Origin of the sequence: Labilibaculum sp. (assembly GCF_041595635.1) — a bacterium.
GTDB lineage: Bacteria > Bacteroidota > Bacteroidia > Bacteroidales > Marinifilaceae > Labilibaculum.
Map to the genome: position 1 here is coordinate 1 of NZ_JBFHJW010000018.1, position 25,120 is coordinate 25,120.

The 25,120-nt window shown below is 36.0% G+C and carries 19 protein-coding genes; 8 read left to right on the forward strand and 11 right to left on the reverse strand.

Annotated features, from left to right (window positions below; genetic code table 11):
* A partial coding sequence (locus tag ABYT26_RS07270; RefSeq protein ID WP_372752376.1) for a peptidylprolyl isomerase occupies window positions 1-380 on the reverse strand: 380 nt, incomplete at its 3' end.
* 368 nt (window positions 381-748) lie between these two features.
* Window positions 749-925, reverse strand: a complete 177-nt coding sequence (locus ABYT26_RS07275; RefSeq protein WP_372752378.1) for a hypothetical protein — start codon at window positions 923-925, stop codon at window positions 749-751.
* A gap of 209 nt (window positions 926-1,134) precedes the next feature.
* Here ABYT26_RS07275 and ABYT26_RS07280 point away from each other — a divergent pair, with 209 nt between their 5' ends.
* The 4 genes from ABYT26_RS07280 (at window position 1,135) to ABYT26_RS07295 (ending at window position 7,463) form a co-directional block, all read left to right on the forward strand.
* Window positions 1,135-2,490 carry a hypothetical protein gene (locus ABYT26_RS07280; RefSeq protein WP_372752380.1) on the forward strand — a complete coding sequence of 452 codons (1,356 nt, stop codon included), beginning with the start codon at window positions 1,135-1,137 and terminating at the stop codon, window positions 2,488-2,490.
* A 568-nt stretch (window positions 2,491-3,058) separates the two neighbouring features.
* Entirely contained in the window at window positions 3,059-5,305 is a 2,247-nt protein-coding gene (locus ABYT26_RS07285) for a DUF3656 domain-containing protein (protein ID WP_372752382.1), read from the forward strand.
* Between the two features lie 30 nt (window positions 5,306-5,335).
* Window positions 5,336-6,085, forward strand: coding sequence for an RluA family pseudouridine synthase (locus tag ABYT26_RS07290; protein WP_372752384.1), 750 nt, complete (start codon window positions 5,336-5,338; stop codon window positions 6,083-6,085).
* Between the two features lie 136 nt (window positions 6,086-6,221).
* Window positions 6,222-7,463 carry a DUF438 domain-containing protein gene (locus ABYT26_RS07295; protein ID WP_372752386.1) on the forward strand — a complete coding sequence of 414 codons (1,242 nt, stop codon included), beginning with the start codon at window positions 6,222-6,224 and terminating at the stop codon, window positions 7,461-7,463.
* A 103-nt stretch (window positions 7,464-7,566) separates the two neighbouring features.
* Here the strand turns inward: ABYT26_RS07295 and ABYT26_RS07300 are convergent, their stop codons facing one another.
* From ABYT26_RS07300 to ABYT26_RS07310, 3 genes are all read right to left on the reverse strand, one after another.
* The gene (locus ABYT26_RS07300) at window positions 7,567-9,141 is read right to left on the reverse strand and encodes a hypothetical protein (protein ID WP_372752388.1); all 1,575 of its coding nucleotides are present in this window, start codon (window positions 9,139-9,141) and stop codon (window positions 7,567-7,569) included.
* A 536-nt stretch (window positions 9,142-9,677) separates the two neighbouring features.
* Entirely contained in the window at window positions 9,678-10,052 is a 375-nt protein-coding gene (locus ABYT26_RS07305; protein ID WP_372752390.1) for a thioesterase family protein, read from the reverse strand.
* 52 nt (window positions 10,053-10,104) lie between these two features.
* Window positions 10,105-11,679: a peptide chain release factor 3 gene (locus tag ABYT26_RS07310; protein WP_372752392.1), complete on the reverse strand. Its 1,575-nt coding sequence runs from the start codon at window positions 11,677-11,679 to the stop codon at window positions 10,105-10,107.
* Between the two features lie 222 nt (window positions 11,680-11,901).
* Between ABYT26_RS07310 and ABYT26_RS07315 the strand changes: the two genes are divergently transcribed.
* From ABYT26_RS07315 to ABYT26_RS07325, 3 genes are all read left to right on the forward strand, one after another.
* The gene (locus tag ABYT26_RS07315; protein WP_372752394.1) at window positions 11,902-12,402 is read left to right on the forward strand and encodes a metallophosphoesterase; all 501 of its coding nucleotides are present in this window, start codon (window positions 11,902-11,904) and stop codon (window positions 12,400-12,402) included.
* Between the two features lie 370 nt (window positions 12,403-12,772).
* A complete protein-coding gene (locus ABYT26_RS07320) occupies window positions 12,773-15,040 on the forward strand; it encodes an aconitate hydratase (RefSeq protein WP_372752396.1) in 2,268 nt (755 codons plus the stop codon).
* A gap of 66 nt (window positions 15,041-15,106) precedes the next feature.
* A complete protein-coding gene (locus ABYT26_RS07325) occupies window positions 15,107-16,435 on the forward strand; it encodes a citrate (Si)-synthase (protein WP_372752399.1) in 1,329 nt (442 codons plus the stop codon).
* A 480-nt stretch (window positions 16,436-16,915) separates the two neighbouring features.
* On the opposite strand, the gene ABYT26_RS07330 is transcribed toward ABYT26_RS07325, so the two are convergent.
* From ABYT26_RS07330 to ABYT26_RS07355, 6 genes are all read right to left on the reverse strand, one after another.
* Window positions 16,916-18,712 carry a hypothetical protein gene (locus ABYT26_RS07330; RefSeq protein ID WP_372752401.1) on the reverse strand — a complete coding sequence of 599 codons (1,797 nt, stop codon included), beginning with the start codon at window positions 18,710-18,712 and terminating at the stop codon, window positions 16,916-16,918.
* A gap of 189 nt (window positions 18,713-18,901) precedes the next feature.
* Window positions 18,902-19,408, reverse strand: coding sequence for a methylated-DNA--[protein]-cysteine S-methyltransferase (locus tag ABYT26_RS07335; protein ID WP_372752403.1), 507 nt, complete (start codon window positions 19,406-19,408; stop codon window positions 18,902-18,904).
* Between the two features lie 103 nt (window positions 19,409-19,511).
* Entirely contained in the window at window positions 19,512-20,234 is a 723-nt protein-coding gene (locus tag ABYT26_RS07340) for a ThiF family adenylyltransferase (RefSeq protein ID WP_372752405.1), read from the reverse strand.
* Window positions 20,235-20,298: 64 nt separating this feature from the next.
* Entirely contained in the window at window positions 20,299-20,880 is a 582-nt protein-coding gene (locus ABYT26_RS07345; RefSeq protein ID WP_372752407.1) for a TatD family hydrolase, read from the reverse strand.
* A 484-nt stretch (window positions 20,881-21,364) separates the two neighbouring features.
* Window positions 21,365-21,997: a helix-turn-helix domain-containing protein gene (locus ABYT26_RS07350; RefSeq protein ID WP_372752409.1), complete on the reverse strand. Its 633-nt coding sequence runs from the start codon at window positions 21,995-21,997 to the stop codon at window positions 21,365-21,367.
* 33 nt (window positions 21,998-22,030) lie between these two features.
* Window positions 22,031-23,851, reverse strand: coding sequence for a U32 family peptidase (locus ABYT26_RS07355; protein WP_372752411.1), 1,821 nt, complete (start codon window positions 23,849-23,851; stop codon window positions 22,031-22,033).
* A 185-nt stretch (window positions 23,852-24,036) separates the two neighbouring features.
* Here ABYT26_RS07355 and ABYT26_RS07360 point away from each other — a divergent pair, with 185 nt between their 5' ends.
* Window positions 24,037-25,119: an alkene reductase gene (locus tag ABYT26_RS07360; RefSeq protein WP_372752413.1), complete on the forward strand. Its 1,083-nt coding sequence runs from the start codon at window positions 24,037-24,039 to the stop codon at window positions 25,117-25,119.
* Window position 25,120: the final 1 nt, after the last annotated feature.

Sequence of the window (25,120 nt, forward strand, 5' to 3'; positions counted from 1 at the left end):
GAAGCCGATCCGGGTTCATTCCTTGCCATGGAAATGGTGCCATTTTTGTGAAAAATTCCAGTTTCTTTTGTCGTTTCATGAGCAATGGTGGAGTGTTGATCAACAATAGAATCGTGAAACAAACCTCCCTGAATCACCTCAATTTTAATGTCATTATCGGGCTGGTTATCCATTCGAACTACACGGTAAAAACAAGCCTCGTTAAATACATTATTAGCGATGTTCTCTAGGAAATATCCAGCTGTAATGGGTGCTTTGTCTTCAAAAATTTCCAATTCTATGCTGCCAAGCGAGGTGTTAATCGTTACACTTGGGTTTTGTGCACTGGCAAAGCAAACAAGAGTAAGAACCGATACAAAAAGAAGACTAAGATGTTTCATGTCTGAATAATTTATTTTCAAAGTTTGAATTTCGGATCTATTGAAGTAGTATGCAAGTTAAATATTCAATTTTTTAATAAAAAGATTTTTTTTGATGTCTGTTAAACGTTCTTTTCTCGAAGCTATCGTTTACTTAAATAGGGAAGATTTGTAATAATTGTAAGGACAGCAATGCAAATTATTAAAAACGAAAAAGGCCATCCTAATGGACAGCCTGTAAGTTTTATTCTTTGCTTTAATTTCTTAGTATTGCTTATAGAAGCTTCGCAGTTCTGCAGTAAGATCGGTGTAAATCGGTTTTGTAAACTCTACGAGTAAATCCTGATGAACAGGAGGAAGAATTGGCTCTCTATTGCAAATGTTAATTCTTAAATGGTTAACGCTCTTTCGTCGCCATTGAAATGTCCCCATTGGTGATACCAGTTAAATTGACCCCAAAATTGTTTGTTATTCACTTCCTTTTTATTGGCGAATTCTATAATGTGAAGAGAAAGTATTCTTTTTGAGATAAGTTCGCGTTTGTGAACATACAGTTTCGCTTTCATGGTATTAAAAACCTTAATTGTTTCGCCAGTGCTTAGTTGGGTCGATTCAACTTCAACACTATCAGCACTTACAACTTCTCTTTCAATATTTGTATCGTGAGTTTCGCCTCGACTAGTTTGACAGATATTTAAGATGGATCGACAGATTAGTTATAGTAATTCTATCTCAATTGATTTACTATTGCTGTACGAACCAAACTACCTATATTATGAAAATAATTCTAATGTTCGGTCTAATAGGCGGAATTTTAATTTACACAAGTTGTAGCAAATCAGACGATCTAATTTCAGATTCAACGGATTCAGATTTAACTGATGTTTCTGCTGCCGATTCAACCAATGTTGCCGATTCAACTAACGTTTCCATTAGTTATGATGATGCAGTTATTTATCCTGAAATCAAAGGAGATGTAATTGATGCATTCTTTTATGATTTAAAGTATTGGGTGGGCGCAATCAATAGTGAAACGAAAGCCAATTATCTTTTCATTGATGATGGGATGAATGGCGTAAGGATCCCTGTTTTTGGGAATGATTCTAAGCCGGCACACCCATCTTCAGGCGTGGTTGATGGATCCTATTACGAGACTCTTATTGCGTCAATCAATCAGGCAAAATCTGTTATTGGCACCTCTGATTTTACTGTTTTTGCCAGCAAGAAATTAGAGGGTGATTCCTCTTTCCCCGACTGGGTAAAAGATGATGATGGAATCATCCCTTCGGAATATGCAAGACTTTTGGCAGACTATATCGAATATTTTAAGGACAATGGTATTTCAATTGATGTATTGGGGATTGATAATGAACGTGTATATAATGAAGGAAATATTACTCCCGAAAAGTATAAGGAAACAATTGATAGTTTGATTTCTTATTCGGTACAGGATGGTTTTACTATGCCATTGACCATTGCACCAGAAGATTATGGCCCAAATAAAAACAGTTGGATGAAAACCATGAGTGATAATGGATGGCTGGACAGAATGGATTATTATGGGACACATTATTATCCAGCATACAGACCTATTAGTGGATTAATTAGTGATCTATATTATGCGGGAGATATCCCTTTTTGGTCGACTGAACCACATTGGGACAACAAGTCTGATCAAGATGAGTTGGCTGTTGCAGAGTATTCAATTTGCGCACTTTGGGATCAAATTGATCAGGGCATGACTGGATTCATGTGGTGGGTTTATGAATTAACTACCCTTCGTGGTTACTTGATGCGTAATGTGTCGGTTCCACTTTTAGGTGCTCAACCGATTTATATGGAAGACATGGATGGAGTGGATATTTCAAGTTTGGGAATGTTGCAAACACGAGCATTCCTAGAGGGCGATCAAATCACAGTTTATGCCATCAATATGAGTTCAACTACTTATGAAGATTATGGCTTTAAACTCTTTTCGGGTAGTATTAACGATTCAGTTACCTATAAGCAATGGACGGATGATTCTGAAAATTCCGGAACTTCGGGTTATGCAACTCGTGTGAGTGATGAAAAATTTGAACTTACATTACCTGAACGTTCAATCACTTCTTTTACCTTCAATTTAAATTAACACTACAGAGAAGTTCAATCTCAGCTTTCTTCTAGGGTAAATCAACGTTTATTGAACTGTAATTTTGAGTCATATTTCTGATTATTTTATATTTCGAAGTTTTGCTTCTTTGCAATTGATCTCTCCTTTTTATGGCAATGAATCGAAATGTTTTCGATCTTACTTTTAGCCTCAAACACACAAGTATTAATCGATAAAAGCATGGGTACTGCCCATGCTTTTATTTGTCTAAATAAAGCCTATTGCATTGACAGGTAAGATCGTTTCTGTATTATATATTTACTTAAGAGAGATGTTTTTGTTAATGTATTTCTAAAAGCATTTTTGTATTAGTCACTTATGAAAATAGATTCTTTATTCTTGATGATTAGCTTGAGTTCAATGGTTGTTATTTTTCCAGATCTACGATAAAAACCCAATGAATCGTGCATAAATTAATTGGAAGACAGCTATTTTCTATATTTTTTATACTCAATAGCGTCACAATTGGTTTATTCTATTCAATACGATATAATCATTTGTACCAAATAAAAAATATCTACTTTTGGCATCTTATTAAGCTTTATCGATGGTGAAAAGAAAGATGGAATTACTGGCGCCTGGAGGCGATGTAGATGCAATAAAGGCAGCCATACTGGCTGGTGCGAATGCGGTTTATTGCGGTTTGGATCAGTTTAATGCACGAAATAGAGCTGTAAATATTAGCTATAACGATCTGCAAGGAATTCTGCACTTGGCACATTCTCATCATTGCGAAGTTTTTCTCACCCTTAATATTATCGTTCTCGATCGGGAAATTCCTGCTCTTATTCGTCTTCTAAATAAGTTGGTGAATACTACTATCGATGCCGTGATCGTGCAGGACTTGGGACTTTTTCACCTTCTAAAAACCTATTTCCCACGTCTTGTTGTGCATGCTTCTACGCAAATGACAACGCATAACGAAGGTCAAATTCAATTTCTTGATAAACTAGCGGCTAGTCGGGTTAATTTGTCCCGGGAATTAAATCTAAACGAAATTAGTAGGCTGACTTTTGTTGCGCATCAAAATCAGGTAGGAACCGAAGTATTTGTGCATGGTTCCAATTGTATTTCTTTTTCGGGAATTTGCTATATGAGTTCCTTGCTCACGGGCAATTCTGGCAATCGGGGACGTTGCAGTCAGCCTTGTCGGGATGTTTATCAAACGAAGAATTCCGAACCAAACTATCCTCTTAATTTGAAAGATAATTCTGCTTTTTTCGATCTGAAAGAATTGTACGAAGCAGGAGTAGATTCCCTGAAAATTGAGGGCCGAATTAAAAAGTACGACTACGTTTACACTGTTGTGGATGTTTGGCGCAAGCAAATTGATCTTTTTAACCATCAAAATAGGATTGGACAGGATAATAGTAAGTTGTATCAGGTTTTTAATCGTGATTTCTCCAATGGATTTCTCAAGGAGAAAATGGGTAAAAATAGCTTTATCGACCATCCCCGCGATCATTCTATCAGCCATTTGTCCGAAATAAATTCCTATGCAAACGAGGAAGAACGAGAAAAAGGGTGTCTGAAATTTTATCAGGAAAAAGAGGAGCTAAAAGCTTTCGTAGAGTGTGAAATTAAAGATATGGATACTGAAAAGCCTTCTTTAAAAATCGAATTATCGGGGAAAGCGGGTTTGCCTTTGCGAGTTGTGGTGAAAACAGGAGAAACAGAGCTTGAGTTTTGTTCCGATTGTTCTTTGCTCGCAAAAGGAAAGCAGCCGTTGAGTTACGAAATGGTGATGAAGCGTTTTAAAGCATTTAACGAGACTGAATATTTTATTGAGGAATTGAATGTAGAAAAAATAGAAGGCGATGTGTACCTTTCTTTTAAAGAGTTGAGCTCGCTTAAAAAGAAAATTCTATATCATGTAAATGGAAAGAAAGAGTGGTTGGAAGAAATACGCATCCCTAAGCTAAAAACAAAGGAGAAAAAGCTTGATAATGCAAGGCTTTCGGTGCTAATTTCTTCGGTAAAAGATCTTTATCTGTGCGATCAGACTTCGGCGGACATCTATTTTCAGCTACCCGCTTGTATTCACGATAATTTTGCAGATTTAGTCCAGCTTTTTAGCACAAACAAAAAGTTAATTCCCTATTTTTCTTCGGTGATTATTGGGGATGATTTTACCGGGGCAGTGGCATTTTTAGAACAGGTAAAACCAGCTTTACTAGTGACCGATAATAGCGGAATTGCTTACCAAGCCCTTCACTTGGGGATAAACTGGATTGCGGGACCGCATTTAAATATTGTGAACTCTTACAGTCTTGTTGCTTTGCAGGAAAATTTGAATTGTTCTGGTGCTTTTATTTCCAACGAACTGAACAAAGAGCAGATAAAAAGCATTAAAATTCCAACTGATTTTCAATTGCACTACAGCATTTATCATCCTATTGTACTAATGACTAGCCGATATTGCTTATTTCAGCAGCTACATGTTTGTGACAAAAACAGGATGGATGAGTCGTGTATTCGAACTTGCCAGAAATCTGAGAAGCTTACGAATCTGAAGAAAGAGTCTTTTTTTATCGAGAAATCGAAAGGAAACTATCATGCGATTTACAATGCAAGCAATTTCTTGAATACAGAGATTAGCAGGGATTTACCTGGTGTATTTTCTTCCTTTATGATTGATTTACGCGATGTGAAAACGGAAACTCAACATGAAATAAGCAAGAAAGAACTTCTTTCTCTTTTTCAAGATTTTCTGCATGGGAATTCAGCTTCGGAAAAGAGTTTACTGGAGGGGATTCATCCGACAACAAACGGGCAATACAAAAAGGGAATTTAATTGTTTGCTTAAAATGAAAATGCGACCTTTGTGGCCGCAAAACACAAGATATATCCTATGTTGGCAGATAAACTGAAAGAAGAGAATAAGAAACACCAGAAAAAGGTAAAACCCAGATTTCAACCCCGAGGTTGTGCAATTCTTTACGAAGATCAGGATATAATTGTTGTTGATAAGGTAAGTGGATTGCTCACCATGGGAAGTGATCGGGAGCGTCAAAAAACGGCTTATCAGCACGTTACCCATTATGTGAAAAAAGGAAATGTGCGTTCAAGGAATCGAATTTTTATCGTTCACCGACTTGATAAAGATACTTCGGGGGTTTTGGTATTTGCTAAGACTGTTGAAGCAAAAACTTTTCTTCAAACTGAATGGTCAAATTTCAGTAAAAAATACATTGCTGTTGTTGAAGGTAAATTAGCCGAAAAAGAAGGAATTATAGAATCATACCTCACAGAAAATAGCATACATAGAGTGTTTTCCATAAAAAATCCCAACAAAGGGAAGTATGCAAAAACGGCTTATAAGGTGTTTCGGGAATCGAAATATTTTAGCATGCTCGATATCAAGCTATTTACTGGACGTAAAAATCAAATTCGTGTGCATTTTGCCGACATGGGTCATCCTGTGGTCGGCGATAAAGTGTATGGTATTAAAGGAAAAGGCGTAAAACGCTTGGCTCTTCACTCTGCATCTTTAACCATGCAACATCCTTACACCAAAAAAGAGATGACTTTTGAATCTAGTATTCCACCATTCTTTAAGCAGTTATTAAAGTAGTTTATAAAAATTAGAAGGCATTTAAATTAATCTTTAGTAAACCTTCATAGTTTTGTTGACTTTTGTTTTGTATCCTTTGGTTTTAGAAGCTTATTATCGTACTTTTTCGGCATAGAAATGAGCTAAGAAATACAGTATGTCAGAATTTATAAATAACAGTCAAGCAAGAGTCGATTCCTTGTACGAGTTTTGTTTCGACCTGATAAATGGTAAAAAAGGTACAGAATTAATTCAAAAACATCAGGAAGCCATTGACCATTTGCAAGCCAACGATATTGTTGTGGTGGTGCACCGATTGGTAGAAGCGGAAATTCCCATGGAGGATTTGAAGGTTGGAATCACCAAAGCCTTGAATGTGTTTCACAAATCCATTCACAATCAGCCCAAAGCACAAGTCGATTCAAATCATTTTTTAGGCATAATGATGCTGGAAAATAGGGAGTTGGAAATCCGATTGAAGGAGATAAGACCTTTGGCTAAGAATATTAATCTTCTAAAAGATGAAGTGAAATTGGAAGCTGAAATGTCCTTGCTGAAAGCCAAACTTAAAGCTTTGGCCGAAATGGAGAAACATTACCAGCGCAAAGAGAACATCTTTTTTCCCTACTTTGAAAAACAATATCCCGAATACAAATGTTTAGGAGTAATGTGGTCCATTCACGATGATATTCGTAGAGTTCAGAAGCAATTGATGGCTGAATTGCAATCTTCTATTATCGATATTAAACAGATTAATAAGTTGTTGGGTGATCTTTTCTTTTTCATGTATGCCATTATCTCTCGGGAGGAGTATTTGCTTTTTCCCATTGCATTGAACGCGGTATCAGAAGACTTGTGGGAGGAGATGAACCAACAGAGTGTGGAAATTGGCTATAGTTTTATTGATGCTCCAGAATTTAAGAAGAAGAAAATGAAATCAGAAAAAACGAACCAAAAAATCGAAAGAAAAAACTTGGATATGGAGCAGTTAGGCGATACAGTACTCAATTTTGAGACTGGCTTAATGACTTTAAAACAAGCCATAATGTTGCTGAATCATTTGCCAGTTGACATAACTATGATTGATGAAAACGATCGGGTTTGTTTCTTTTCTAACCCAAAAGAACGCTTTTTCCCTCGTTCGAAAGCCATCATTGGCAGAACGGTTCAAAATTGTCATCCGCCCGAAAGTGTGCATGTGGTTGAAGATCTGGTGAATGCTTTTAAAAGTGGCGAAAAGGATAATGAATCTTTTTGGATACAAATGAAAGGACGTTTTGTTCTCATTCAGTATTTTGCTTTGCGCGATGAGGAAAATAACTACAAAGGCTGCATCGAGGTGAGTCAGGATGTAACAGATATCCGAAAACTAGATGGGGAAAAACGATTGATGGATTAATTTCAAATATAAACGAATACAAAATGTTATATTGCATCAGAATCCCCTACAATTTAGGGGATTCTTTTTTTTTGATATAGAATGAGAGTTTTGTTGGTTATCTTTAATTTTTATGAGTGATTAACCATGCATGTAACTTCTCCCACATAAGATCTTTTGAATCATATCCCATCCAAAGGTCGGCGTGGCCAATATTAACTTCGGTTTCTCTTGTTTCATCTATTACATTTAAATGTGATAGGTCATTGCTTTGTGTAAGGCTGGCAGTATAATCATCACCACCACCAACACCGCCTTCAGCACTGATATAGAAAATAGGTATTTCAATATCACCAAGATGATCATCATAACTAACATCTAAAGATGGGCATGAAGTTGCAGCCATTTCATAAAACATTTGGCGTGGCATGTGAGCTGAAAGTCCAACGCAAAGACTTACAAATCGGTATGGATCACTGTAGTAGAGTTCAAATGGAGTTCCTCCTAAGAAGTGCCAGCCTGCAGAGCGATCGCTTCCAATCGCATTCATAACCTGAAGGTTGGTAAGGCCTGCAAAATCAGGAACAGGAGAAGCATCATTAGGTGCATTTAAGGCCAGCTCCGCTAAGCCAATCAATCCAACTCCCCAAGGATTGTGAAATTCACCTTCGTTAATCAGATTCATCTGATAGTTGGCTGCCTCACATTTACTCTCAATAATTGAAGGATCGTTACTCTTAAGCTGACTGTCTACAGGAATTAAGCCTTTAATATCTTTTGCAATTGGATGCATTTGGGTTTCGAGAGCCGCGGATCCGTATGCAACGTGTACTCCATAGCTAAAACCAAGTAAATTCATTTTAGAAAAACCCTGACCGGAAAATCCACGAATTAAACGCGCTATTTTCATTGCTAACTTCGTGTGATTAATGTCTTTTTCAACACCCCAACCTTCCATAAATGCGAAGTCGGTAGTTTCTATTGGGACTTTAGTCCAGGCTAAATCGATACCCCAAACATCAATCTTGTTTGTGGCTAAATAGTAAGGAGCGGAAGTTTCCGAGTTGATTACATCTGCACCAGCAGTTAAGAATATATCGTCGAAATCTTGTATTGCTCCGTGAATCATGAAAATATCACCTGTAGTCTTAACAGGGCGAAATGGGTGCTTTTCACTTACTAATCTGTGTATTCGAATTAAGTCGAATTCGCCATTACCTACTCTTACATCGAAAGTGTAATGAGCGATATTATTGCCCAAATTTTCTCGGTTCATCGTGATATATGGGCTAGCTTGTTTTAATTGATTTGATTGTAGTGTATGAATTGTTAGCTCTGAGTTCTCAAGAATTACCTTTTCGTCCGTAGAGCCTAAGGCGATTAATGAAATGTTTTCTTTGGTAAGCTTTAATGATTCTGTATAAATTCCAGGCTCAATAAAAATTGCATCACCAGAAGAAGAGAGGTCTATTGCTTGCTGAATTGAATTTTCATTGGAAACAATAAAAATTTCAGAGTCCAGATTGATTTGATTGATAAAATCATTCAATTGGATTTCATTCTCATCAGTAAGGGTGGTAAGATTAGGTTCGGTTGGCTCATTTAGGTAGTTATCATCACAGTATGTGAATGTTAGTAAGATCATAATAGCTAAAATCTTTACCCAAAAAAGAGATGATTTTGCCTTTTGTGATTTCATAATTTCATAAATTTTAATATGTATAATATGCAAGATTTAAAAGAGAGATTACTGCCTTATGAATTATATGCATATATAATTGAAGGCAGCCTTTTTAGCTTACCAGATTTTAATGAAAGCATCTGATAATATTATGTTATTAAAATAAGGGGTGTTAAGTATAGGAAATAGAATAGGAGTTAAAGTGTAAAGTTACTTACAAATTAAATGAAAGTCAATCTTTTTTTGATGATAAAATAAATACTTAACATGATGATTGTTATTGCTTTATGTTGGTATTTTTAGTGGAGGTTCACTTAGTGTGGTGAAGAGTAAAATATCGTTCTTGAGTAAGCGTTTATTGTCAATTTATGGAATGAAAAAAAAAGCGTAAATATTTATTTTTAGATGGTGAAATTCAATGGTTTTACTTATTCTAAAAATAGTGAATGTTAAATCTAAACAAAAGAAGAATTTGCTTGCATTGGAGAGCTCATAAAAAGAGCCTGCTAATTCGATGAATTTAGCAGGCTTTTTTTATATTTTGAAAACAGAGTTTATAGTCTGCTCATAAATTTTACGGGATCAATAAGGTAACGCATGTGTTTTGCTGAACCAATTACTCCATCTTCATCAGAAGCTTCAATTTCGAAACTTATTTTTTTGCCGTCAACTTTGCTTATTTTTGCAGTACAACTTACTTTTTCACCTACTTTAGTTGCTTTGCTGTGTTTGGTATCTATTTGAATGCCTACGCTATCCATTCCTTTTTCTAAATCGGCTTCCATACATGCAATTGCTGTGTTTTCCATGAAAGCTACCATGGCTGGAGTTGCATAAACTTTCAATTTACCTGATCCGTGATGAATTGCAGTGTCTTGATCGGTTACAGTCATTGTTTGGGTTGCTGTTAATCCTTCTTTTAGTGCCATATTTCTATCTTATTTTTTGATTTCTAATTCGCTGTTTATCCGTTTTGCTGTCTTAAAATTCGGATGTAAAATGGAATTCCAACTTAGGGTAATTGTTTTGTGCCATTTGCAGCATATACCCCGAATCAGCAAGGAAAACATCTCTTCCATGCTTGTCTTTGGCAATGTATTGGAATTTGGCTTTTTTGAATTCTTTTAATTGCTCATCATCATTTGATTTAATCCAGCATGCTTTGTGCAGATTAATATGTTCCCATCTACAGGAAGCACTGTATTCGTGCAGCAAACGGTATTCAATAACCTCAAACTGCAGAGCTCCTACAGTTCCAATTACTTTTCGGCCGTTAAACTGAGAAATAAAAAGCTGTGCTACTCCCTCATCCATCAACTGGTCGATCCCTTTGGCCAATTGTTTCGATTTCATTGGATCAGCATTTTCAATGTATTTAAACAGCTCTGGAGAGAAACTAGGAATTCCTTTGAAATGAACTTTTTCGCCCTCGGTTAAAGTGTCTCCAATTTTAAAGTTTCCTGTATCGTGCAAACCTACAATATCCCCAGGATAGGCTTCTTCTACAATCGACTTTTTCTCAGCCATAAAAGCTGTAGGACTTGAGAATTTTAATTTCTTACCATTTCTTACGTGAAGGTAAGCTGTATTTCGTCGGAATACACCCGATACAATCTTTACAAAGGCAATACGATCTCGGTGGTTTGGATCCATGTTTGCATGGATTTTAAAAACAAAACCCGAGAATTTCTCTTCGGTAGGCTCAATTACTCTTTCAACAGTTTGACAAGGAAGTGGAGAAGGTGCAATTTGAACGAAAGCATCCAATAGCTCGCGAACACCAAAATTATTCAGGGCTGATCCAAAGAAAACAGGAGCAATTTTGGCATCCAGATAATCCTGTATATTTAAGTCAGGGTAAACGCCAGATACCAACTCAAGTTCTTCTCGAAGTATCTCAGCATCGTCACCAATGTATTCTTCCAATTTCGGATTCGAAACATCGTCAAATTCAATGGTTTCTTCAACGGTTTGAGTGCCTGGCGTAAACAAACTCAAGTTCTTCTGAAACATATTGTATACACCTTTAAAATCGGGACCCATATTAATTGGCCAGCTTAAAGGGTTCACACTAATCTTTAATTCTTCTTCAATTTCATCCAACAAATCAAAGGCATCCTTACCGCTACGGTCCATTTTATTGATGAAAACAATTACTGGAGTTTTCCTCATTCTACAAACCTGCATCAATTTTCGGGTCTGTGCTTCAACTCCTTTAGCAACGTCAATTACAATAATTACGCTATCGCAAGCGGTAAGCGTACGAAAGGTATCTTCTGCGAAATCCTGGTGACCTGGAGTATCTAGAATATTTATTTTATGACCTTTATATTCAAATCCCATTACAGAAGTTGCAACAGAAATACCTCTCTGTCTTTCAATTTCCATGAAATCGGAAGTCGCCGTTTTCTTTATTTTATTCGATTTTACAGCACCTGCAACATGAATAGCACCTCCAAAAAGAAGTAATTTTTCGGTTAGTGTTGTTTTCCCCGCATCCGGGTGAGAAATAATCCCAAATGTTCTTCTTCTGTTTATCTCGTCGTTAAATCCCATCGATAGTATTTTCTTTACAAATAAAAGCACGCAAAAGTAATCAATTTTACTGATTTTTTGTGTTTCCTTGTCGATTAAATAGTGCACTTTTTTAAGCCATTGTAGGTGAAAATAGACAGGAGTAAAGCAATGAACCAGGTTCCATTTCGAGTAGTGCTTTACTTTTAATTTACATTTCTTTTTGTAGATTTATGCGGCGAAATTTCAAACTAAAAAATAAGAATGAAGCGAATAGGTTTACTGTCTGATACTCATGCTTGGCTCGATCCAATTGTTGAAAAACATTTGAAAGAATGCGACGAAATTTGGCATGCTGGAGATATTGGAGGAATTGAAATAGCCGATAAATTGTCCAAAATTAGTTTGCTTCGAGCTGTTCATGGAAACATCGATGGTCAGGATGTTCGGATTGTTTATCCAAAAAATCAGCGATTTTTTTGCGAAGAGGTTGATGTATGGATGACACATATTGGAGGTTATCCAAAAAATTATGATAGAAATGTAAAGCCTGAAATTTTTACGAATACACCACAACTTTTTATTTCTGGTCATTCGCATATTTTAAAAGTCATTTTCGATAAAGAATTGAATCTTTTGCACATAAATCCCGGTGCAGCTGGAATCCAAGGCTTCCATAAAGTTCAAACTATGGTAAAATTTATAATCGAGGGGAAGGAAATTAAAGATCTTGAGGTGGTAGAATTTGGAAACAAAGGTAAGTGAAAATTGCTAAAATTAAAGCATATAAATACTTAGGGGCTTTATTCTATTAGAATAAAATACGAGTGGGTTGGAAATAGGTTTTGCCCTGATTCATGGAATAAAAAAAGGTCTTGATGATTTTTACTTTTGCATTTTTAATATAACAAGTTTTTGTTATATTTAGATGTTTAAATTTGAACTGTAATTAACAGCCGATTATGAAATTGACATTTTTGTAATAGGTTAATTATTAGTGTTTTGTGTGTTTTGTAAATAAATAGAGTAAAACACATAAAAGACCACGAGATCCGATATTATTGCTTTCCTCTTGTGATGCATTCAAATTCCGACAAGCAAAAAAAATATATATAAATCAAAAATTCATCATATTATGCTATTTGATTTTGAATTGATAAAATCAGTTTACGAACAAATGCCTGAAAAGGTAAAAAACGCTCGAAAAAATTTAGGTAAACCACTTACCTTGAGCGAGAAAATATTGTATTCTCATATTTCTACTGAGGAAAAAGGGAATAAATTTAATCGAGGAGTTGATTATGTAAATTTTGCTCCCGATAGAGTTGCTATGCAGGATGCAACAGCACAAATGGCTCTTTTGCAATTTATGAATGCTGGAAAGACCAAGGTTGCAGTTCCATCAACAGTGCATTGCGATCACTTAATTCAAGCTTCAATAGGGGCAAAGAAAGATTTGTCTGACGCTAAAGAACAAAATAACGAGGTCTATAATTTCCTAGAGTCTGTATCTCAGAAATATGGAATTGGATTTTGGAAGCCAGGGGCTGGTATTATCCACCAGGTAGTTCTTGAAAATTACGCTTTTCCTGGGGGAATGATGATTGGTACCGATTCTCATACTGTAAATGCAGGAGGATTAGGAATGGTTGCCATTGGTGTTGGAGGTGCTGATGCTGTTGATGTAATGGCGGGAATGCCTTGGGAATTGAAAATGCCTAAATTAATAGGTATCAAACTAACTGGTAAATTAAGCGGTTGGGTTTCCCCTAAGGATGTAATATTAAAAGTAGCTGGAATTTTGACTGTAAAAGGTGGAACTGGAGCTATTGTAGAATATTTTGGTGAGGGAGCCGATTCAATTTCATGCACGGGTAAAGGAACCATTTGTAATATGGGTGCTGAAATTGGAGCAACAACTTCTATTTTTGCATACGATAGAAATATGAGTAATTATTTACGTCTTACAGGACGCGAAGATGTTGCTGATTTAGCCGACGTAGTGATGCAAAATCTACGTGCTGACGAAGAGGTTTATGAAAATCCAGAAAAATATTACGATCAAGTTATTGAAATCAACTTGTCGGAAATGCAGCCATATATTAATGGACCATTCACTCCAGATTTAGCTCATAGTTTAAGCGATTTTGGAAAAGCGGTAAAAGAGAACAATTATCCTCAGAAATTAGAAGTGGGTTTAATTGGGTCTTGTACCAACTCTTCATACGAAGATCTTTCAAGAGCAGCTTCTCTGGCTAAACAGGCCAAAGATAAAAAGTTGAAGGTAAAAGCTGAATTTGTAGTAACTCCTGGTTCTGAATTGGTGAGATATACAACCGAAAGAGATGGTATTTTAAAAGAATTTGAGGACATAGGAGGAGTGATCATGGCCAATGCTTGTGGTCCTTGTATCGGACAGTGGAAACGTCATACCGATGATCCAACCCGTAAAAATTCCATCATTACCTCTTTCAATAGAAACTTTGCCAAGCGTAACGACGGAAATCCGAATACACATGGATTCGTTGCATCGCCTGAATTGGTGACTGCTATGGCTATAGCTGGAGATATGTGTTTTAATCCAATGACCGATACCTTAATTAATGAAGATGGTGTTGAGGTGAAATTGGATGAGCCAAAAGGTCTTGAATTTCCTCCTAATGGTTTTGATATGAAGGATTCAGGATTTTTAGCTCCCAGAGAAAATGGGGCATCAATCACAATTAATGTTGCTGATGATTCGGAACGATTGCAATTGCTTGCTCCGTTTCAGGCTTGGGATGGCAAGAATTATTCTGGTTTAAATCTACTTATCAAAGCCAAAGGAAAATGTACAACAGATCATATTTCTATGGCAGGTCCGTGGTTAAGATTTAGAGGACATTTAGATAATATTTCCAATAATATGTTGATTGGTGCAGTAAACTATTTTAACGAGGAAACAAATGCCATATTTAATCCTGTGAATGGTAAATATGAAGAGGTTCCTGTTACTGCAAGAGCATTAAAAGCCAAAGGTTTAGCTTCTGTTGTTGTCGGAGATGAAAATTATGGAGAAGGATCCTCAAGAGAGCATGCAGCTATGGAGCCACGACATTTAGGTGTTAAGGTGGTTATTGTACGTTCATTTGCTAGAATTCATGAAACGAACCTTAAAAAGCAAGGTGTTCTAGGATTAACATTTGCTGATAAATCTGATTATGATAAAATTCAGGAGAAGGATAAGTTTGATGTTGTGGGCTTAACCAATTTCACACCTGGAAAACCTTTGGAATTGGTTGTTACTCATGAAGATGGATCGAAAGATGTTATCGTGGCTAACCATTCCTATAATGATGTTCAGATTGAGTGGTTTAAAGCTGGAAGTGCACTAAATCTAATCAGAAAACAAAACGCAAAATAAACGATAAGCAAATGTTCATGTGAAATCAAACTCCCCAGTTGGTTTCCAAAAAAAGTTTAGACTACTATGAAAAAAACATTAAAGCAAACTTTGTTCGAAAAAATCAAGGAGCAAAGACCTCGTACCAAACGATTATTAAAAGAATACGGGGATGTAGTTGTTGATAATGTTACTATATCTCAAGTAATTGGTGGAATGAGGGGGCTAAAGTCACTGGTTACTGATATTTCTTATCTGGATCCAGATGAGGGAATACGGTATAGAGGATATACCTTGGATGAAGTAATTGAAGGTTTACCTAAGCCTAAGGGCGGTGATATGCCTTATGTTGAAGGCCTGTTTTATTTGCTCCTTACTGGCGATTTTCCGAATCAGGAAGAAGTGATGCAAGTGGTTGATGAGTTTAGTAAGCGCAGAATTGTTCCTCGCTATGTGTATGAGGTTATTGATTCGTTTCCATGCTGTAGTCATCCGATGGCTATTTTTTCAACAGCAATTCTTACTTTAAATCGCGAATCTGTTTTTAACAGACAGTACCATGCGGGTTTGAATAAAAAGGATTATTGGGAAGCTACTTTCGACGATTCTTTAAATCTATTGGCTAAATTGCCTGAAATAGCAGCTTATATATATAATAAATTATATCGTCAGGGACCTAGAATTAATTCCAATCCTAATTTGGATATGGGTGCCAATTTTGCGCACATGATGGGAATTTCTAAGCCTTATGATGATGTTTCCCGTTTGCATTTTATTATTCATAGTGATCATGAAAGTGGTAATGTGAGTGCGCATACAGGACATTTGGTTGCTAGTTCCTTGTCTGATATTTATCTTTCCATTTCAGCAATGATTAATGGTCTGGCTGGTCCATTGCATGGTCTTGCTAATCAGGAAGTGTTAAGGTGGTTGCAAGAAGTGATGGATAAAATGGATAATCGTGTTCCAACTAAGGAAGAGATGACACAGTTCGTTTGGGATACATTAAATTCAGGTCAGGTAATTCCAGGTTTTGGTCATGCGGTATTACGCAAAACAGATCCCAGATACATGCTACAACGAGAATTTAGCTTGAAACATTTGCCTGAAGATCCTATTTTTAAGTATGCCGATATGTTGTATCAGGTTGTTCCTGATATACTCAAAGAACATGGTAAGGCGAAAAATCCTTGGCCCAATGTAGATGCTCAATCGGGTGTGATACAATGGCATTATGGGGTTACTGAATATGATTTCTACACGGTTCTTTTTGGTATAGGTCGTTCGATTGGTATTTGTGCCAACGTGATTTGGGATAGAGCTTTGGGGTATCCATTGGAAAGACCAAAATCAATTACAACTGATATGCTTGAGGAAATTGCAGGTATTAAGAAAATGGCAGAGACTGAAAAGTAATAGAGCCTTATAATTGAATAAAAAAGGGTTGATTTCTAGATGGAAATCAACCCTTTTTTATAAAAAAAAACTGTAAAAAAGTTGGTGAAGACTTTGTTACAGTTTTGCGCAAAAACTAACAATATGGAAAGAATTCCAATAAATTTTATTTAGTAAAAAAAAGAAATACTTTAAACCCTACATCTTATTCTAACCCAAACTAAACCAAGCAGGATTTAAAGTATTCTCGTAGCATAAAATAATGCTTCAATCCACCTTTCCTCTTACAATCAGATAAAACTTCATGTAATCTCTCACTCACCTTACAAAGGTGTGTGTTTTTTTTTTGACATGAGTCATTGAATTTACCCAAATTAGAGGAGAAAAATACGTACTAAAAATGGGTAATTTACGACACGTAAATACATTGGGTTTTGTAATGTGCTATCGGATAGGGTAATAAAAGCAAAAGCCAATCTTTTTCGATTGGCTTTTGTTTTTTTATTTTAAAGAAGGGATTAGTAATCTTTCTATTTCTATTTCTAATTTGTCAAGATTGTTTGTTACCTGATCCTGCATGTTTTTAAATTTTACATTTAAATTCTCAGATAAATTTTTATAATATTCGACGCCATTTAAAAGGTTGGTCTTAAATTTTTGCAAAGATTTAATCTGTTTTGCTGCTGGATTTTGAAGTTCGTCGATTTGTTCTTTTAAGTAATCGATATACAAAGTCATTTCTTTTATGAACAGATTAGGCCTGTCTTTTCGTTGAATCAGATTGGTGCGATTGTAAATGTGATCAATCATTTCTTTCAATTTTGCTGTTCTTGAGAAATAGGCCAAGTTGGGACCTGGACAAATAGAAACTCCATCGCCATCAGCACCAGTATCAATGCCATTAACAAGAAAGGAAGCAGCTGACAATCCTTTACACAAACAGGTTTTTTCAAGAAGTAAACTAACTTCCTTATCGTATTCCTTTTGTGGAAGGTTTTTGCTTTTCAGATCAGCAAGTTTTAATTTGTGATACTGAATGGAGGCAGTGCATATTGGCTTTTCTGTAAATTCAGTGTTCGAAAGCATATATTTTTTTGTACATGCACTTCCAGATTTGTTATTGGCAAATCGTTCAAGAACATCTCGGTCTCTTGAATTTCCTAGAAGGTTGTTAAAGCGCACTCCTAATGGGGAAGCATGACTAAGTGTTAAGTCTTTTTCCTTTGCTTCTTCGAGTAGTTGAAGTGTTTCCTTATCAACATCACAGGTTTCGGGAACCAAAAGAAATGGAGATCCCCATCCAATTGAATCGAGATCGTAATGATCCATCAAAAATTCTTGTTCTTCAGCTGTACCAACACCACCTTGAGCGGTGAGTTTAATTTCTAATTCTGTTTTTGGACAAATTTTTCCTTTGGCTTCAAGAGCAGCTTGCAGAATTTCAAACAAAGTAGATCGTAATTCCTCTCTGTTTTCTTTGAATTCTTCAAGAATGGGTCCCATCAAATATCCTTCGGTTGCAAAGGCATGACCACCACAATTAAGACCAGATTCTACTCTGAATTCTGATACCCAAATTCCCTTTTTTGCTAAAAATTTACCTTGTATAAGAGCCGAACGGTAATCGCTTACTTTAAGAACAATCTTTTTATGGATGTAGCCATTTTTATCTGGATAAAAATCATCAAATTGTTCTAGATAACTATAAAGTCTGGGATTCATTCCTGCTGATAAAACCATGGAGCTCCTCAGGTTACTCATCGCAAATCCACGAAGAGCTGCATGTGCATCGTTATATTCAACAGGCAATTTTTCGCCTTGGTAATAATTATCTTTGTCTAGCTTAGTCATGATGTTAACATCAATAGCACCCAATGGAAGATTATTGACTAACCATTCTTTCGCCTCTTTAAGGTAGGATCTTCCTTCAAACTTTGCTTTAAACTCTTTCTTTACTTCGGAAAAGTCAGGAAGTAAATCAAGGTATTCTTCAAAATCTTCTTTTGTTTCCTGAATGGATGTTTTAAGATTGTCAAATTTCTTTTTTACAACCTTATCCATCAAATTAAGGTAAGAAGTAATTCTTTCTGCACGAAAATCTTTCGTCTTCTCTGTGATTGGAGAAAAGGGTAAGCTGAGCTTTTTACAATATAGCTCTCGCATTTTCTCTAGTAGTAAATCATCAACTATAGAAATAACCGATGAGATACCTAAATGAGCCACTTTTGCAGGAGTATCCACTGTAAATCCAGTTCCCATAACTGGAATATGGAAACTATGTCCTAAAATTTTACGCATGTACTTATTTTTTGTTTTTATTGATTTTTGGCATGTTTACTAGCTAAGTAAAAGGATTTCAGCTATTAAATTGAAAACGCAATTTAGTCTATTCGTGATTGAAATCAAAGATATCTTCTATATTTGTGTTTCTTATTAAGGAATAGCAATCAAAACTTGAATAGTGAGGATAAAAGGTATCAAAACTGTTTAAAATAGTTGAAATTGTTTGTTTGAAGATTTAAGTTCAGGTTTTTCAATTTCTAATAATTTAGATTTCGTAGTAAGGCCTCCGGCATAGCCGGTGAGTTTTCCATTTTTACCAATTACACGATGGCAGGGGATAATAATTGGAATAGGGTTTTTAGAATTAGCCATGCCGATTGCGCGGCAGGCTTTGGGTTTGTTAATAGCCTTGGCGATATCTAAGTAAGAACAGGTATTGCCATAAGGAATTTTTAAAAGCTGATTCCAAATTTGTTTTTGAAATGCTGTTCCTTCCAGAGCTAGCTGTACATCAAAACTTTTAAGCTCTTTCCTAAAATATGCATCTAATTGATTTGTAACTGATTCTAATTTGTCGGGAGCTTTACACCAATGGCTTTTAATATTATCGGACAGATTTACATCTTCGAATACAATTTGTTTCAATCCACTATTATTGGCTACAATTAACAATTTGCCAATTGGGGAGGAAATAATATCATAGTAAATCATATTTACAGTTTGTTAAAAAATAGCTAATAAAGTTTTAACAAGGTACTCATATTTTATAAAAGAAGAGCAGTTCCGATTTGAGAATGAGGTCTACAATAAATGATTAGTTCGCTAGCAATTCGTTAATTACAATAGATGAACAAAAACAGCCAAATAAAGGAGGCATATAGGAGATAGTTCCAACATTGGATCTTTTATTTCGACTTTCGGTAAGCACAACAGCTTGTTTTGATACATCTTCGGGAGAGAATACTACTTTAACTCCTTCGTAAACGCCTAACTGATGTAGTTTTTTGCGAAGCATTCTTGCCAATTTACAATTGTATGATTTCGAGATATCACAAATTTGTATTTTTGAAGGATCCATTTTACCTCCTGCACCCATGGCACTTACTATTTTCAAATTTAATTTAAGACTGTGATAGATGAGAATGATTTTTGGAGCTAAGGTGTCGATTGCATCTACTATATAGTCGTAGTTCTTTTCTTTTAATATTTCAACGATACGTTCATCGGAAAGGTATTCGTTAATAAGATTGAGCTTTAGATTTGGATTAATATCCAATAGTCGCTGTCCCATTACCACCGTTTTGTCTTTTCCCAAATTGCTGATACTAGCAGGAAGTTGTCGATTGATGTTGGTCAATTCAATATGATCTCCATCTACAATGGTCATTTCTCCAACTCCTGCACGGCATATCTGTTCTGCCGCATAAGCTCCAACGCCACCTAGTCCGATAACTAAAATGTGTGCATTCTTTAGTTTATCCAATTTTTCATTCCCAAGAAGCAGTTCTGTTCTGCTCAACCATTCTGTACTCATCATTTCTTAAAACAAGTCTTAAAATTTAAAAATAAAATTTCCTTGACATCTTCAATTTTTAGGCCTTTTAAATAGGCCGCTTTCTCATATAATTCTTCAATTTTAAGATCACTATCATCGGTTTCCAAGAATAGATTATTGGAAGGTAAGGACTGAAAAAGGAGTTGTAATTTTTCAGTAAAGTTTTTCCAAATGAAATGTAACATCCCAGTTCGATTAGATCTTTGGCTATTTGTTGGTTTTTCACGAAACCATGTATAATCCAGGGCAGTTTATATGTGCTTTTTTTACGAATCTGAATCAGTTCAGAAAAACTTTTCACACAATGAATAATTGCTGGAATGTGATACTTCTCGGCAAGTTGCAGCTGTTGCTCAAATAGGTCTTTTTGAATAGAAAGAGGTGTATCTATTATTTTATCGAGACCTATTTCACCAATGGCAATGAGTCTCGAATTTGCGGCTAGCAGTTCTAATTTTTGCAAAGAAGAAGCTATATCTGTGCAAGAAATTCTCCATGGATGAATTCCTGCAGAATAAAATACATGCTGATAATTCGCTATTTCGTCCTCTGGATTTTGCGATAGAACGGAATAGCTTGAGGGCTTATCGCTCAAGTTATGAGTATGTATGTCGATATAGGGAAGCATAGCTACTGTTTTTTTATGGCGCAAAAATACAAATATTGATGATTGGCACAAATTATCATTTTAAGAATAAAATAACTTTTGGTAACGAATTAACAGGATGTGTTTTGTGAAAAGGGAATTGTTACTTTTCTTTATTTAGAATAAGAAATGTGCTTCAGGCCTTGCAAATAAAGAGATTCTTCCTTAGCTTGCACATATAAAGTAAACGTTCTTTGGAAATAAGATAATCGCATACCGCATTAATTATCGATTGTTAAACTCAACATTTATAAGATACCGAGAAAGCTACAAGCTTGCAAAAGCGGGCCCCAACCTTCGGGTTGTTTCGACACAGGGGATACTTGACCATGCTGGCACTCAAATCCTGTCATTTAGGAGTTTAAAATCCCATTAGTTAGTGCGGTTTTTTTATGCCTTTTTGTGAAGGATTATAGGAGTTGATACATTGCAGTAAGACTGATATTCGTAAGTTTTATGTATTACTTTACTTCCTTTTAAGCCGATACTTACTTCCTCCATCCGAAAAATCAATATCAAGCACATTCCAGCAAATTAATTTTACAAATATTCGTTCTGCCTTATAACGGCTAATTTTGGCGTGTTTGCAAAATTGACTCAAACTAATTTCATGTTTATCATTCAAATAATCCATTAATATGGTTTCTGTTGCGGTATATTTTAAAAAGCTGCCTATTGGTTTCGATTTACGTTTCCAAACTTCCAGGAGTACCTTGTTGGCAAGAATGTTTTCATCATCCTTGCGCAAGTATGCCAACCATTTGCCTTTTTCATTTTCGGCATAGTGAGGCATTTCATTTGAGGGGGAAACTGTGATTTCCAGAACACTTTTCCCTTTTATTTGCCATACTTTACTTTCAAAGGAGATTTTGGGGCGGCAATACAATTCTGCAGCAGCTTCAATCATATGGAATTCTTCTTCCACTTTAGTTCCTGCTATTTTCCCATTATCTTTTACTCCGATTAATAATTTTCCTCCATCGGTATTGGCAAAAGCGGATAGTGATTTTGCAATTTTTCGGGAATCAGTAATGCAAAATTTAAAATCCTGCTGCTGATGCTCTCCCTCTCGAATCATTTTTTCTATCGGGTGAACCATAGTTAAATTTACTAAATAGGCTTTGTTTTGAGCTTATTCGAATATAATCTTCATTTCGCATCGCTGGCACTTAAACTCAAGCTTGTAGCGATTTTTGTTGTCTACCAAGTACAAGGGTTTGTTGTTTTTATTATTGGTGTTTAGCTCTTTATTGCATAAACCGAACTCATAACGCAAACAATGTCTTGTAGTCATGATGGTTTTTCCTGAATAATCAGATTGAAGTTCGAAGCCTTTTTCTATTTCCTCTACGCCACATTTTTGGTAAAACTCTTCGGCTTTGCAATTCACTACGTTTCCCATGTAGTTAAGCTTTTTACTCTTGTATTTAGGATGTGAGACCAAAGACTTTCTTTTGCGAGGTTGAAAGGCTGCAAGCCTATTTTCGCTTAAGGTATCAAGTACTCTTCTACGTAATTCATTTAGGATTTTTGCCTGAACAAATGGGGCTTCACTAAACATACATTCAATTGAATTTATGCTGTAGATGGAATCGCCGGATTTTGACAACTGTTTTTTAAGATTGGCTATGGCCATGTCGGTATTGCGTGCCAATTCAAAATCTTGTTGCAATTGAGCCGAAGCGAGAACTCCATCTTCATCGGTAGCAACAAGGCTAAGTACATTTTCTTTGAATTCAAGATTTAAATCAACAGAAATTCTTCGGATGGAATGATCTTTTTTTAATGTTTTGGCGAATTCGTGATCGTTGTTTCGATACAAAATAGCACCTTCAACAAGCATGTTCATTTCATTCGGGAAAATTTGTTTTCCTTTTACACCATTTACCTGAATTCCTTTTAAGAGTTTGTTACGATTAAAAAAGCACAGACCATCTCCGTTGTGAATTTCAAATTTGGTATCGATAATGAAATGATCTTTTCGAATGGATACAATTTTTCCAATCTCTTTTCCCATGGATTTGGGAGTATGGAAATTGGCTATTTCAGGGATTCGGCCGGTAAAAAAGTAGGAAGTAAAACCACGATTAAATGTTCTATCAGGATCAGGTGTAAAATTGGGTTTTACCTGTCCAGATGATGCTTTTTTATATTCTTGCTTTTTTTCGAAAATCCCATCGAGTTCTTGTCGGTAATGTGAAGTGACATTTTTCAAGTAGGAACTGTCTTTTAATCGACCTTCAATTTTTAGGGAACAAATGCCACTTTCGACTATCTCTTTCAAATGCCCAGATAAATTTAAGTCTTTTAAGGAGAGCAAGTGTTTGTCTTTTGCGAGCACCTTTCCGTCTTCGTCAACCAAATCGTATTTCATTCGGCAGGCCTGACTGCACTCTCCTCGATTAGCTGAACGTCCGCCCAAGGCATGAGAAAAATAACATTGTCCGCTTAATGAAACGCACAAGGCGCCATGAATGAAATATTCTAGTTCAATAGAAGTGTTTTTTCTGATTTCCTTAATCTGATCCAGTGAAAGCTCACGGGCAAGAATGATTCTTGAGAAACCAGCTTGTTCCAAAAACTTGATCCGATCTAAATCGTAATTGTGAGTTTGGGTGCTGGCATGAAGTTCTATGGGAGGAAGATTCATTTCCAGAATGGCCATATCCTGTACAATCAGAGCATCAGCGCCAAGCTTGTAAAGTTGATGAATGAGTTCTTCGGCCTCTTTTAATTCATGATTGTAGAGAATAGTATTCATGGTGATGAACACTTTAGCCCAATACTGATGAGCATATTGAATTAATTTGGCAATATCTTCAAGGGTGTTTCCTGCAGCCGAGCGGGCACCAAATTTAGGTGCTCCTATATAAATAGCATCAGCTCCATAATTGATGGCGGCCATTCCTGTTTCCAGATTTTTGGCCGGAGCTAAAAGTTCAATTTTTTTCATGTGTTTCAAATTTTCTGCGAAGATACAAAGCAATGTCCAAATCATTGGAAATTCGTGGCTTTTGTTTTCTTAATTAGTTGGTAATACCTGTTGTAAATTAATTTATGGCAAATTCTAAAAATTATTAGTTCACTATTTAAAATCTAATTCATATCTTGACTAAATAAAAATAACAAAAAAAGAAGATGAATAAAAATAGATTATTAAGTCCCTTCAAACTGGGGAAAATGGAATTAAAAAATAGAATGGTAATGGCCCCCATGACTCGAAATCGAGCAGGCGAGGGAGATGTTCCAACAGATTTAATGGCAAAGTATTATGAACAAAGATCTGGAGCAGGTTTACTTATTTCAGAGGCAAGTCAAATTTCCCCTCAGGGGAAAGGTTATCCGGCCACACCAGGAATTTATTCTAAGGAACAGGTGGATGGATGGAAGCGGGTTACTCAAGCGGTTCATTCTAAAGGAGGAAAAATATTTATACAGCTTTGGCATGTTGGCCGAATTTCTCATCCCGATCTTCAGGCGGGAGAGTTACCTGTATCTTCTTCGGCAATTATACCTGTAGGGCAAGCTTTTACAAACGATGGCTTCAAAGATTTTGTTAGACCACGAGCTTTAGAAACTGCCGAAATTGATTCTATAGTGGCAGATTATAAAAAGGCGGCCGAAAATGCGAAGGCGGCTGGTTTTGATGGTATCGAGATTCATGCTGCCAATGGTTACTTAATTGACCAGTTTTTAGAAGATAAAACCAATCATCGTAGCGACAAATATGGAGGATCGGTTGAGAATCGTGCTCGATTTTTATTTGAGGTTCTAGAGGCTACACTTCAGGTTTGGGATGCTTCATGCATTGGTGTTCGTCTTTCGCCAAGTGGTTTGTTTAACGATATGGGGGATTCTAACCCTACGGCGATTTTTAATTATGTGATTGAGAAATTGAATGCTTACCATTTAGCTTATTTGCATTTGATTGAGTCTTTGGTTCCATTGGATGAATTTCCGCAATTGATTCAAGATGTAGGAAATTATTATGGGAAACAATACAAAGGAGTTCGAATGGTGAATGGCGGCTATACTAAAGAAAGTGGCGAAGCTGCAATCGACTCGGGAAAAGCAGAGTTGATATCTTATGGAGTTCCTTATCTAGCGAATCCTGACTTAGACAAACGTTTTGAACAAGATGCGGAACTAAATCAGGCAAATAAAGATACTTTTTATGGGGGAAGCGAAATTGGTTATACTGATTATCCGGCTTTGATTTAGC